This window comes from Streptococcus sp. 22.1, from assembly GCF_016648645.1.
Classification (GTDB): Bacteria; Bacillota; Bacilli; order Lactobacillales; family Streptococcaceae; genus Streptococcus.
The window spans coordinates 98,674-111,703 of record NZ_JACLQK010000004.1 but is presented as its reverse complement, the minus strand read 5'-3'; the positions used below and the strand labels follow the sequence as shown (position 1 = coordinate 111,703).

The window sequence follows — 13,030 nt, the reverse complement described above, 5'->3', positions numbered from 1 at the left end:
CAATTATTATTTCAAAATATCCCAAAGTTCTTGGGGAGTCTCAGTTACAAAATCTGGATTTTCTGCTAATAGGGTTTCGTTAGCCCCGAATCCCCAGGTCACCGCTATTGTTTTGATGCCAACTGTTTTTCCACCAATCAAATCAAACTTGGTATCACCAACAATGACGGACTGGTCTTTAGGGGCTTGATTTTCAGTAATGGCACGCTGCAAGACATCAGCCTTATGAAAAGCAGCAGGGGTAGATCCATAAATACCTTCAAAATATTCAGTAATACCAAGGTGTTGGCACATTTCTAGGGCAATGGGTTCATTTTTTGAAGTTGTGATAAAGATTTTCTTGTTAGGGTCTTTACTAAGTTGTTCAAGAACTTCCTTAATACCATCATAGAGGTGAGCTTCCAATTGTCCTTTGGTCTCATAATAGTCACGATAAATCTTGACAGCTTTGGCAGCACCTTCTTCACTAACCTCTTCTTTAAAGGTTACCTCGAGAGGTGGTCCCATAAAGGTACGAATTTTCTGATCACTAGGAACAGGAAGGCCTAGTCTTTCAAAAGTTTGAACAAAACCATTGTGAATACCCTCAGAACTATCAACGAGGGTACCATCTAGGTCGAAAAAAATATGTGTGAGTGTCATAGAATTCTCCAATATATTCTCTTTGGTTTATTATATCATGATAAAAACGGTTAAAGTGGTTAGGGCTATTTATCATTCTAAAGTTGACATGACTTTTTTATGTGTAACTGTTCGTTCTTGCTTATTTCCAAGTGCCTTGATGCGGGCTTCTAGGAGAATAGGACGTCCTTGAATACTTCGCGTATAAATAAGATCATATTTTCCTAGACTTTTTTGTATATGTCGAAGGAAAGACTCTGCATCTGCCTTTCGCTTTTCAAACATACTTGGAACGGCAAAAAATTCAGTTTGGTCCTTCACTTTGTGACAAGCCTTTAAGATATAGCGTTGATTTTCGATAGGAGCGAAAAATTCAGTCATAGTCTGAGCAAAGATTTCTTTTTCCCTCATGCTAGCACCCTTGAGATAGATGGCGTTATAAATCGCTTGTTTACTGTCTTTTACCACTCTAGGAGCAGATTCTTTAGTCTCAATCTGACCTGAATCCAGCAGAGCTTGATGGATAGCTTTGCCAAAAATTTCCAAACGTTTATAGGGGCTCTTATAGATAAAATATCTTCCCCAAAAGATAGCCAGTACAAGTAGCACAAGTAAGAATATAGGTAGGCTTTGATCAAACGGCTTCCCAACAATCAGATATCTTCCCAAATCAATAATAAAAAAAGTGGCAGCAAGGGCTTGGGAAATAAGAAAGGCCTTCATCCAATCATTAAGGTATACCAACGGTAGAAATTGTTTGTCGACCTCAACTTGGTTGACCACTTCCATTTCTTCGTATAGCGGGAGGGCTTGTTGCCAACGGTCTTTAAGCTCCTGACGTTTTTGAGATAGTGTAATGGCATTTTGATTAAGTTTTTCTAAACCCTTTCGGCTAAAAGTTATTTGATTGAGGTCAAGGCGATCAATACCAGATTCGATAGTAGGCTCTTGATAATGGAGGCCCAGAAACTGTGTCATACGCCGATCTAACAAATCTAAGTCAGGACTAAGTGCATACAACTGCAGCTCTAATGTCTCATCGTATTTTTCTTCCTCATCTTGAAAATCAAACCATCTCCTAGGTGATAAATTAATAGAAACCAAATGCCAGATATTACTCGTTTTATTAGGATTGTCTGGCCAGACACGGATGGCACGGCCTCGCATCTGATTACTTAGCATGAAGCTTCCAACAAAACTAGCTAAAATAAGGGAGTTAACACAAGGGGCATCCCAACCTTCGCCCAATAAAGACTTGGTCCCAATAATCACCTGAATATGTCCTTCTTGGAAAAGTTGGGTAAGGGCAGTCACTAAATCATGGTGAGAACCAGAAACACTCACCTTAAGATAGTCTTCTTGACTCAACTGTCCAATAACATCATAGGATAAACGAGAATTAGGAATGAGTCGCTCTAGATGTTCTTTAGCTGAAGTTGGAATAACCACTAAACTTCCTGTCAATACAGCCACAGGCACGGTCCAGGACTGTTCAATTATTTCTCTACGAATAGATTCAAAGTAAGAGAGCACACCTAGTTGTGTAAATTGTGCACTGTTATCGCCTAGATGAATTTGAAAATCCTTACGTATAAAGTCTGTCAAAACAAGTTGACGGAGATTATCTCCTAGAGACTGGTATTCTGCCTTAAAAATATCTCTAACAGCATTGAGTTTTCCCAATGATTGATTAAGCAGGACATCTTGCTTCTTATTCCGGATAAGTTTAACTTGATTTCTCTCGATAAGACCATTTGCTTTCAAATCACTCTTTAGCTGATTAAAGGCTTCCTCGGTAAATCCATACCAATTTGGGACCTGGAAAATCACGCCATTAAGCAAGGTTTCAAACCACTCAAGCGTAAAAGTTGGCAAGGTTTTTGCAGAGAGAAGTTCTTGAAAACGTTGAGGAAAAGGCAATTCTTTAGACCGTAAGAAAATCAGGGTAGCGGAAAGGTATTTAGGATTAGCCAATAGGTCATCATAGCCAATTTGGCCACTTAGTGCTGGACTAGACTGAATAGTGTTCGAAAAGTTTATATCTTTAGATAATTTAGTTAGAAAGTTAAGTTTCTGCTTATCAAACCGGTCTAATTGTGCACGTTCTTCCTTTGTTGGAAAGGCGAAGTAGACATAGTCCTGATGAGGACAGAGCGTCCCTTCCTTAACCAGTTCAGGCACTGTAATTTCTTCATCAATCTCACCACACATGCTTATATAACGTTCCCAAAGTGCAGGTTCTCCCTCGTATGGGGGTGTTGCTGTCAAAGAGATCATCTTTATATTTGGAAAAGCTTTATGAAAACTCTCTAAACTCTTCCACCATTCATTTCTTAAATGATGGCATTCATCCAGACAAAGAGTCCCTAAATCTTGGTCCCCAAAAGTTTTTCGAATATCGAAACCTTGAAAATCGAAATGCTCTTGTTGTGACTCATCATCTGTGTCCTCAATAAGACTATCGCCCACGACTTGGTTCATAGCACTGTGCAGTGCCTGATAGGTCGCAACCGTAATCATTTTAGGCCTTTTTAAATCCTGTGAAATGAGTTGTTCTACAAGATTGTCATCACTTAAAAAAGCTTGTTTAATCCGATCTACCCATTGTTGACGGATGGTAACTGTCGGAACTAAAATTAAAGTTGGATTACCAAAACGCTGTATAAATTCAATTCCTAAGGTTGTTTTACCAGAACCAGGAGCAGCCACCAAGTGAATCTTTCCATCATCCATAAAACTTTCGGCTTTATCGAGAACACGCCGTTGGTACTGTCGCCATTGTCCCTTAAATGAAAGCTGATTTAACATAATTTCCCTCCAATGTTACTAACTATTATATCATAGTGAAGATAGATAGAACTGGCCATATGGAAAAGCATGAATAGTAATATTTTTATAATATACGTCTCAAATATACAGCCAAAAACACCCCAAAATTGAGCTTTTGGAGTGTAAATCACGGGGTGCAATAATTAAGTTTTTAACGTAAACGAAGAGTTAGTTACGTTTTGGTTTGACTGCCATGCCTAGGCCGAGTGAAAAGGTTGTCAATATTATTTAAGGCTTTTTAAGTTATTTTTAAATGAGTTTTCAGTGTATTTTAATACCTATCTCACCGAAAAAATACTAGTTAGGGATGTTTAAATTCGTATCGCTAATCTAGTAAAATCCATTTCAGTCTGCAGAGCATCATTTGCTATTCACAGAACCCCAAAACAATTGATAAAATCAGGCGTAACCTATAAAGAAGAAGGCTTCAAAAAAGAGATCTCTTACTTAAATATTTAAAAATCAAAGAGGATGATATAATCTGACATTTCAACGGCGTACAAGATGTCCTCTGAAAAAGAAATTGCTGTTTTTTTACTCAAAGGTTATAGTTTATTTCTATAATACCTCTTAGAAATCAAAAACATTCAATTCCTTCCAAAAAATCTTAGTCATAGATTGACATTAAAGAAATTTTAAGATAACTTTAAAGTAACGATTTAATCCGATCTTATCGAGGAGTTGCCATGAAAAAAATAAATCTTCTTTATTTATTAGCTATTCTGGCCATCATATCTGGTCTTTTACTATATTACTTGCCAGACATGACGTCTGGACATAATGCAGAGTCAAATAATACAAGTCAAACTTTTAAGAAGAAGACGATTGTTCATGATTTTGGTACGACAGAGTTGAAAAAAGTTCCTAAACGTATCGTTATCCTCGACAACCTCTATGGTGAAATCTTGGATCCTCTCCATATCACTCCTGTAGGTGCAACAACTGGCCAAGCTGATAGTCATGAATTTTCAACCCTCTTTAAGAAACAATACAAGGATGCCAAGGTGGTTTCAGTTGGTTGGCAGGGAAGTCCAGATTTGGATAAGATTGCTGAGTTAAAACCTGATTTAATCCTTATGACTAGCGAGCAGGAAGACCTCTACGACGAGCTGTCTGAGATTGCACCGACTGTTGGTTACCAAATTAATACAGATGAAAATTGGGACTATCACGAAACCTCATTAAAGGTAGCAGAAATCTTCGACAAACGTGATGAGATGAAGAAGGACCTGGATAGAGTGGATGCTAGGGAGGCTGTTTTCGCAGAGAATGTCAAAGCTAAGTTTGGCAATCAAAAACTCATGTATCTGCGCGTGACAGACAATGACATCCGTTATTACGCTTACGGGCATTTTGGTTATCTGTATGATACTTATCATTTCAATCGTGCTGAAACCTTCAATCCAAATGATATGTTCCAAGTTATCGATCCAGATAAACTAAAAGACATTAATCCGGACCTCCTGATTGTTCAAGCAGATTCTCAAGAACTCCTAGATAACAAACTTAAAAATAACCCTGTCTGGAGTAGCTTAAAGGCAGTTCAAAATAACAAGGTAATTTATGCTGATTACTCAACCTACATGCTAGGCTTTGGGATTGTCTCCCAAGAGGCCATAATGAAACAGATCTCTGATGAATGGGGATTAAATTAAACTAAAAACGACCGTGATGGTCGTTTTTTCTATGTTCAAAAGTAGTCTAACTGATAAACAAGCGTCGAATATGTTTCCTCAAGGCAAAATAGAGCTGAATGGTCATGGGAATCCAAATCAAGGGTTCGCATAGGATAACACCAAGGTAGCCCATAGAAGGAATAACCAAAAGAACAAAGAGAATTTTTCCAAAAAGCTCAATGAAACTAGAGGTTAAGGGTGTGAGTTTCTTACCTAGGCCTTGGAGACTATTTCTGAAAATAAAGAGCATACCTAGAATAGGATAAAAAAGAGAACTGATACGGAGGTAGCGACTGGCGTTGTCAATAATCACAGCATTATCAGAACCAGAGATAAAACCAGCCAAAAAGGGACTTGCTATATAGAGAAGGACACAAGCAATGACAGACCAAGTGATAGAAACAAGACAAGATTGTTTTAAACCAGCCACTATGCGTTTAAACTGTTTGGCCCCGAAGTTTTGTGAGGTGAAGGTGGTCACCCCAGTAGCAAGTGAGGTCAAAGGGAGAACAGCGAAAGACATGATACGCCTTGCTGCAACCTGAGCACTGATGATAAGAGGGCCAAAACCGTTAATGGCATACTGCAAAGTCACTGTACCAATAGAAACAATGGAATTCATAAGTCCCATGGCCATTCCTTGTCCAAAAAGGTCCAAATAAAGACTTGAATCAAGAACAAAGTCTGACTTGCTTGGTAGAAGGAAGGTCACTTTTATCTTAATATAGTAAAGACAGAGGATAGCTGAAAGTCCCTGTGAGATAATTGTCGCTAAGCCTGCTGATTGAACACCAAGATGAAGTTGTGTAATAAAGAAAAGGTCTAAAACAATATTGACTAGAGCTGAAAAAATCAGAAAATAGAGGGCGGTAAGACTATCCCCAACCGCTCTGAGGAGTCCTGCACACAGATTATAACCCAAAGTTATTCCAACACAAGACACAATCATAGAAATATACTGGTAAGATTGTCCGATGATAGAAGTAGGCGTTCCTAAAAATCTTAGCAAAGGATAGAGGCCGAAATGTCCTAGAATCATAACCAAGGCACTCAAGCCTAGACCGATGACAGCAGTGGCCGCCACAGACTGACGAAGTTTCCTAAAGTCTTTGGCACCATAGTAACGTGCGATAACAACGCCCATACCATTTCCAACGCCAAGAGCAAAGCCGATAACCAAATCAAAAATAGCAGAAGAAGCTCCTACAGCAGCCAAGGCATCTGGACCTAGAAAACGACCCACAATCATGACATCGGCAGTATTGTAGAGTTGCTGGAAAATATTGGATATCAGAATTGGTAGAGCAAAGATTAAAAGAGACCTCAGAATTGGGCCTCGTAAAAGATCAACTGACGCATTTTTCATAGACTTATTATAGCAAGATTGTAATTGTGAAACAATGTTAAAAAGCCATCCTAGGATGACTTTTGGATATTTTTTAGGTAGCGTCTAAGTATTTGTGTCATATGATTGTAACCCGCCGCGATCATTGGAATTTGTAAGTAAATATAAGGTAGGGTGTACTGGCTCTTAGTCTCTGATATGAGGTGAAAGAGGATGCCACCGAAAAGATAGAGGAAGGCATAGAGGCCCAGTGTTGCTCCATCTCCCATTCGTTTATAAGTGAAAGCATAGTAGAACGCACCACCAAGATATAAGACTAGGAGATAGCCTTGCATATAGGTCACAAAAAAGAGATGCAGGGTCCCATCGTGATAGATAGAGGTCGCAAACCTATTCCACAAAGGCTGAAACTTGTCTTTACTTGGACCGTTCCAGATGGACTGGAAGCTTCCCTCTGTCCAGGAACTGATAAACTTAGTGCTAAAAAACCAACTGGCCTCATCGGGATGTGCTAGAAGATATTGAACACGTCTATCAAAAAGATGATTGGCGCTTTTTTCAATCTTTTCGATATTGCCCTTTTTCTTAGCATAAATGTCACGGACATAGCCGGTATACCATCCTGGCATTCGTTTAGAATCGGGTTTGTCCTGTAAGCCCATTGCCAACCAAGCAATCTGAGGTGTTCCAGAAATTTTTTGATGAGTGGTAATCTCATAGTAACTGGTTGTCGCCTTATGCAAGCCCATCGGAAAGGCAAAGAAAGCCAAAACCAAAAGTAAATAGCGGTAACGTTTCTCTCTGAGAGTCGTTAGTATCAAAATACCAGATAATGCAATAATGAGAATAATATTATTGCTCCTTACCCAGTAAGCCAATGATAGCATGACCACCGAAAGAATCGCATTCCTAGCCTTACCACGTTTTAAGTAACGTAGAAAGAAGAGAATGGCAAAACTAGAAAAGAACAAACCATACATAAGTCCATAGGCAAACATAATGTTAAAAACTAGAGGTAAGAAACCGAAGCTCATGATGACAGCCAAACGACTGACTAACGGTTTCGTAAACAGTTCATCCGTGATTTTCCATGTCGCATAGTTCATACCAATGACCATGCCAAGATTCAATACATAGAAAACCGAGATGACCGGCAAAGGAATCAGATAGAGAACCAGGCGTTCAAAACTAAGCAATCCCAACTGATGAGGATAGCGGTAAAAGTAGGCTCCTGGTTTAATTAAGGAGAAGTTGCCAGCATTAAACTGGACCGCCCCTTTAAAGACAGTACCTGCATCGTCTCGACCAGCAAAACTCGTCAGAAAAATCAAAAGTAGGCCAAAAATCATAAAGCAAACGGAAAAAAAGATGAAAATCTGCTTTGTTGTAAGTTCCTTTAAGATTTTGCGCCAGAGAAGTGTCAAAAGCAGAATGACACCACCTGAAACATAAACATACCAAGGGACGCTACTAATCTCTGCCCACTCAAAGTATCCCGTCATCATGGTCGTGCGAATGAGTAAAGCAGTCATAAATAATATGCCGAAGACTAAGAGCCCCACGTAGCGCCCTAACCATTCTAAAACAGAACTCGTATATGACATAAGAGCCTTCATTGAAAGTCTCCTTTAATATAGGTAATTACCCTTATAGTTTAGCACAGTCATCGGAAAAATGTAATGAAAACTTGAGGAAAATCTCATTCATCACTAAAAGAAATTGCTCTAATGACGACATCGAAAAAACTCTCTTGTATCAGCAACAAGAGAGTTTGATTTTATAAAGTAGTTTACTTCATCCGCATGCTATCGATTTTTTCTTCAGTCGGTGTGACACGTAAGGTCTTTTGTCCCGTATAAGTTACAAATCCAGGCTTACCAGCCGTTGGTTTGTTGAGTTTCTTAACATCAATCATATCCACTTGAACCAAGTTTGATAGACGAGCCTTAGAATAGTAGGCTGCCAATTCAGCCGCATCGGTCTTGACCTCGTCAGTTGGGTTAAGGTTGTCCTTGATAACTACGTGACTACCTGGGATATCCTTGGCGTGGAACCAGAGCTCACCTTTTTTAGCCATCTTGAAGGTCAACTCCTCATTTTGCAGGTTGTTACGACCAACCATGATAATGGTCTTGCCATCAGAAGCTAGATACTGTTCAGGTTTCTTACGTTTGTGGCGTTTGTCAGTTGAACGACGCTTCATAAACCCAGCCTGAACAAGCTCCTCACGAATATCCTCGATTTCATCCATATTGGCTTGAGAAAGACTGAATTCAACACTTTCTAAATAATCAATGGTCTGTTTGGTTTCCTCAATCAAACCAGTCAAGTGCTTAACAGCCTCCTTGAGCTTCTGGTATTTCTTGAAGTAACGTTGCGCATTTTGGTTAGGAGTCAGAGCCACATTTAGAGGAATGGTAATCTTTTCACCAGTGTAGTAGTTGTCTAGCTCGACACTATCCTTGTCATTTGGCACCATGCTGAGGTAGGTGGTCAACAGTTCCCCTTTTTGACGGAACTCCTCAGCATTTTCAGTCGCCGCAAGCTCTTTTTCCTGTTTAACAAGTTTCTTCTTGTTTTTTTCCAGCTCATTTTGCACACGATGGATTAAATCACTAGCCTGTTGAGCCACACGGTCACGCGCCGCCTTGTCCAAATAGTAGTAGTCCAAAAGGGCAGACAAGGTTTCAAACTCAGGTTGGTCCTGACTATCAGAGAATCTTACAGCTGAAAATGCTTTTGTCGTTAAGTTTGGCTCTACTTCACGATTGAAGAAGGCACGGAAATTCTTGAGCTTATCAGTCTCAAGTAAAGCTGATAATTCATTGGCCGTGTCACGCCCCAAACCTTGGAAAAGTTTTTGAAGGTTTCTAGCTGACAAATCCTCGGTTTGTAGGATTTCAAAGAGCTTTTCGTCTGCAATGTCAAATGGATTCTTGGCGTCTGTCTTAGGCGGTGCGATGTAGGTTGATCCTGGCAGAATAGTACGGTAACTATTTTGTGAGAAACCAACGTGCTTAATTGACTCGATAATTTTGCTCTCGTTTTTGTCAATCAGGATAATATTGGAGTGTTTCCCCATAATTTCCATGACTAGAGTAACCTTGACGCTGTCACCGATTTCGTTTTTGTTTGATACGGAAATCTCCAGAACACGATCATTTTCTACCTGCTGGATATCCTCGATAACCGCTCCCTGAAGGTATTTCCTCATAATCATGGTATAGGTATTTGGATTCTGTGGATTTGGCAAGTCAGCCTTGGTCGTCTGAATACGCCCAAAGACAGGGTGAGCCGAAAGCAGAAGCTTGTAATTCTGACGATTGTTACGAATGGTCAGGACCAACTCACGTTCAAAAGGCTGATTAACTTTCTGGATACGCCCGTAAAGCACCTGCTCACGTAGCTCAGCTGTCATATGATGAAGAAAAAAGCCGTCAAAAGACATGGTGTACTTCCTTTCTTATTATTGATAATACTTGTTTTATTTTTAAAATAAAATTGTCTGTGAGACTTTCCTTAGGTGTTGGCGGACGTCAGCGAACTTTTACAAAGTTCCATGACTAATTTTTGAGCCTAGCGTCTCAAAAATTCCGAGCGCCTGAAACCTTTTAGTTTCAGGCGCTTTTAACACGGCGGAAAGTCTCGGTTAATTGCTCGCTCTGCTCGCAAAAAAGATATTACAAAAACTTGCAGAGTTTATTAGCTTTGTTTGTTTTTTATAAATAATTTGCATACGTTATAAACGTAAATATTGCCTAACTATTATAGCACAAAGAGAGTATAAATGCTTTGGATGGGTAGTCGGAATTGAGTTTGTTATTATTATGGACCATTCTTTATTACAAAAATTGTTCCGCAAAAACAGTTAAAAGTTATGGCTTTTATTATCATGAATACCTTTGAATTTACATCTAACTTATGGTATCATTTAATATGCTGAAAATTAAAGGAGCATTAAATGAACGATATAAAAAAGATATGCAATGCGACTAATTTGAAATACCTAGCTGTTGCACTTATGTTTTTGGACCAAATCTATCAGTTGTTCGGGAGTATGGGGGCACCTATATGGTTGACGATGTTGGGACGTTTGGTTTTTCCAATCTTCCTCTTTCTAGCTGCAGATAGTTTCCATTATACTCATGACCGAATGGCCTACCTTAGACGTCTGCTTTACATGAGTTGGTTCATGACCATTGGTAATGCCATTATTGGAAGTATTTTTCATAATGGTGATATTGGTTTGATGAATAATGCTTTTTCAACCTTCTTTATTACAGGGATTTTTATATGTTCTTGGGATTTGTTGGCTAAGGGGCTTCGCGATAAATCGAACAAGGAGTTAATTCAAGGGATCGGTGTCTTTCTCTTGCCGATTCTTTCATCTATTCCAGTTGTGATTCTTGCAGGCATATTTGAAACGCCACATGCAAACCCACTCCTTGTGCAGATTGTTGCCTTTATCTTGTCACTAGTTCCAAGTATTATCATGGTTGAGGGTGGCTTTGTGATGGTTATTCTTGGTTTGCTATTCTATATCTTCCGAACCAATCGCATCGCTCAAATCATTGTCTTAGCTGTTATTTCAGTGATTGCCCATCTCTTTGATCCGACAGGTGTCCAGTGGATGATGGTTTTTGCTGCGATTCCTATGTATTTCTATAATGGTGAGCGTGGTAGTGGTAACAAGAATTTCTTCTATATTTTCTACCCAGCCCATATTTATCTCTTGTGGATTCTAGCAAGTTTGTTTAGATAAAATGACAAAGACAGTCCTTGTGCTGTCTTTTTTTACGCCCAAAGTCCATTTTTATAGTTTGTTTCCTGCTTCTAAAACTGCTATAATTTAAGGCGTAATAGAATCAAGTAATAAGTCAATTGGAGATATATCATGACAAAAGTAGCAGTAGTATTTGCGGACGGATTTGAAGAAATCGAAGCCTTGAGCCCAGTGGATGTCTTCCGCCGAGCAGGATTTGACTGTAGCATGCTTGGACTTGAAAGTGCGTCAGTAACTGGCTCACATGGGATTCAAGTTGCTATGGATGGCGTTTTTGATGGCAATTTTGCGGATTATGACTTGGTGGTCCTTCCTGGAGGTATGCCTGGATCAACTAATCTACGCGACAACGAAACTTTGATTGCCTCTCTTCAAGAGGCTGCTAAAGTAGGAAAATATATTGCTGCTATTTGTGCTGCACCAATTGTTCTCGAACGTGCTGGTCTTCTTGAAGGGCGTAAATTCACATGTTTCCCTGGCTTAGAGGAACAAATTGCATCTGGTGAGAATCAAACTGACTTGGTAGTTGTTGATGGCAATATTGTCACTAGCCGTGGTGCTGGAACAGCATTAGCCTTTGCTTATGCCTTGGTCGATTTGTTGGGTGGCGATGGTCAGCAGTTGGCACATACTATGGTTTACGACAGATTGTTTAAATAATGTTTTTTAGGGCTCTTGTTCAAGAACTCTAGCACCTCTTGTTAGGAATGTTGACAATTTATTTTCCCCTATGAGATGATAGAGAACGTATCAAACAGAGGGCCTAGTTATAGGCTGGAGAGACCTTAGCTTAATTTTATAAGCTTAGGTTTTTTCTTTTCTCCTTTGACATCCGTCTTGAAAACGGTTATAATAATCACAAAATAACCTTTAAATGAGTCCAGAGAGGCTTGAAAGGTCGGACAGGTGAAAAAAACAGGGTTCTCCTGTAATTTTTTGTGCGACCTTGCCATGTGGCGAGGTTTTTTTGATGACAGTTTGCAGTTTAGAAAGGGTTGTCATGATTTTAGTTGAAGATTTAACTATTGTGAGTCAGCGTGAGATTGCACCTCGTATTTTCGAGATGGTGCTTAAGGGAGAGATGGTTGCAGATATGCAGGTTGGGCAGTTCGTCCACCTCAAGGTGCCGGACCCAAGTAAGCTCCTTCGTCGTCCGATTTCCATCTCAGAGATTGACTACGACAAGAAAGAGGCAACCATTGTTTACCGTGTGGAGCGTGAGGGCACAGCTATTCTTTCTAAGATGGTAGCTGGTCAAACCATTGATACCATGGGTCCTCAGGGAAATGGATTTGATATTTCCGTTGTCGATGCTGGGCAGAAAGCCCTCCTTGTTGGTGGTGGTATCGGTGTCCCACCTTTGGTTGAGACGGCTAAGCAGTTGAAGGCTAAAGGGGTGGAAGTTGTATCGGTAATTGGTTTTGCCAATAAGAATGCCGTCATCTTGGAGGACAAGCTCAGAGCTTGTGGTGATGTTTATGTGACCACTGATGACGGTTCATACGGTATCAAGGGTTACGTTTCGACAGTTATTGATGGTTTCGACTGGACTCCAGATGCCGTTTACAGTTGCGGAGCTCCAGGCATGCTTAAATATGTCGATAGCAAGTTTGAAAATCATCCTCATGCCTATGTTTCTATGGAAGCTCGCATGGCTTGTGGTATGGGTGCTTGCTATGCCTGTGTGGTTCACGTTAAAGGAGAATCAGATGCCAAAAATCTTCGTGTTTGCGAGGAAGGGCCAGTCTTCCCTACCGGAAAAGTCATCGTCTAGGA

The 13,030-nt window shown here is 39.9% G+C and carries 9 protein-coding genes; 4 read left to right on the top strand and 5 right to left on the bottom strand.

Annotation, left to right across the window (positions count from 1 at the left end):
• Positions 1 to 6: 6 nt before the first annotated feature.
• Positions 7 to 642 (bottom strand): HAD hydrolase-like protein, encoded by a 636-nt coding sequence (locus H7U04_RS03035; protein ID WP_073689347.1) that lies wholly within the window; start codon positions 640 to 642, stop codon positions 7 to 9.
• A 72-nt stretch (positions 643 to 714) separates the two neighbouring features.
• Positions 715 to 3,429 (bottom strand): DEAD/DEAH box helicase family protein, encoded by a 2,715-nt coding sequence (locus H7U04_RS03030; RefSeq protein ID WP_156685071.1) that lies wholly within the window; start codon positions 3,427 to 3,429, stop codon positions 715 to 717.
• Positions 3,430 to 4,136: 707 nt separating this feature from the next.
• Here H7U04_RS03030 and H7U04_RS03025 point away from each other — a divergent pair.
• Positions 4,137 to 5,105 (top strand): iron-siderophore ABC transporter substrate-binding protein, encoded by a 969-nt coding sequence (locus tag H7U04_RS03025; protein ID WP_156685070.1) that lies wholly within the window; start codon positions 4,137 to 4,139, stop codon positions 5,103 to 5,105.
• 46 nt (positions 5,106 to 5,151) lie between these two features.
• On the opposite strand, the gene H7U04_RS03020 is transcribed toward H7U04_RS03025, so the two are convergent.
• The 3 genes from H7U04_RS03020 to H7U04_RS03010 form a co-directional block, all read right to left on the bottom strand.
• A complete protein-coding gene (locus H7U04_RS03020; protein ID WP_073689320.1) occupies positions 5,152 to 6,492 on the bottom strand; it encodes an MATE family efflux transporter in 1,341 nt (446 codons plus the stop codon).
• 50 nt (positions 6,493 to 6,542) lie between these two features.
• Positions 6,543 to 8,087, bottom strand: a complete 1,545-nt coding sequence (locus H7U04_RS03015) for a hypothetical protein (protein WP_073689319.1) — start codon at positions 8,085 to 8,087, stop codon at positions 6,543 to 6,545.
• Between the two features lie 173 nt (positions 8,088 to 8,260).
• A complete protein-coding gene (locus H7U04_RS03010) occupies positions 8,261 to 9,919 on the bottom strand; it encodes an NFACT family protein (protein WP_110981418.1) in 1,659 nt (552 codons plus the stop codon).
• Between the two features lie 513 nt (positions 9,920 to 10,432).
• Between H7U04_RS03010 and H7U04_RS03005 the strand changes: the two genes are divergently transcribed.
• The 3 genes from H7U04_RS03005 (at position 10,433) to H7U04_RS02995 (ending at position 13,028) form a co-directional block, all read left to right on the top strand.
• Positions 10,433 to 11,233 (top strand): TraX family protein, encoded by an 801-nt coding sequence (locus H7U04_RS03005; RefSeq protein ID WP_110981417.1) that lies wholly within the window; start codon positions 10,433 to 10,435, stop codon positions 11,231 to 11,233.
• A gap of 132 nt (positions 11,234 to 11,365) precedes the next feature.
• Positions 11,366 to 11,914, top strand: coding sequence for a DJ-1 family glyoxalase III (locus H7U04_RS03000; RefSeq protein ID WP_110981416.1), 549 nt, complete (start codon positions 11,366 to 11,368; stop codon positions 11,912 to 11,914).
• A 340-nt stretch (positions 11,915 to 12,254) separates the two neighbouring features.
• A complete protein-coding gene (locus tag H7U04_RS02995) occupies positions 12,255 to 13,028 on the top strand; it encodes a dihydroorotate dehydrogenase electron transfer subunit (protein WP_241672399.1) in 774 nt (257 codons plus the stop codon).
• The last annotated feature ends 2 nt before the right edge of the window (positions 13,029 to 13,030 follow it).

Coding starts and splice junctions, on each gene's coding strand:
- H7U04_RS02995 (WP_241672399.1), top strand. CDS start 12,255: ATGATTTTAGTTGAAGATTTAACTATTGTGAGTCAGCGTGAGATTGCA.
- H7U04_RS03000 (WP_110981416.1), top strand. CDS start 11,366: ATGACAAAAGTAGCAGTAGTATTTGCGGACGGATTTGAAGAAATCGAA.
- H7U04_RS03005 (WP_110981417.1), top strand. CDS start 10,433: ATGAACGATATAAAAAAGATATGCAATGCGACTAATTTGAAATACCTA.
- H7U04_RS03030 (WP_156685071.1), bottom strand. CDS start 3,429: ATGTTAAATCAGCTTTCATTTAAGGGACAATGGCGACAGTACCAACGG.
- H7U04_RS03015 (WP_073689319.1), bottom strand. CDS start 8,087: ATGAAGGCTCTTATGTCATATACGAGTTCTGTTTTAGAATGGTTAGGG.
- H7U04_RS03020 (WP_073689320.1), bottom strand. CDS start 6,492: ATGAAAAATGCGTCAGTTGATCTTTTACGAGGCCCAATTCTGAGGTCT.
- H7U04_RS03010 (WP_110981418.1), bottom strand. CDS start 9,919: ATGTCTTTTGACGGCTTTTTTCTTCATCATATGACAGCTGAGCTACGT.
- H7U04_RS03035 (WP_073689347.1), bottom strand. CDS start 642: ATGACACTCACACATATTTTTTTCGACCTAGATGGTACCCTCGTTGAT.
- H7U04_RS03025 (WP_156685070.1), top strand. CDS start 4,137: ATGAAAAAAATAAATCTTCTTTATTTATTAGCTATTCTGGCCATCATA.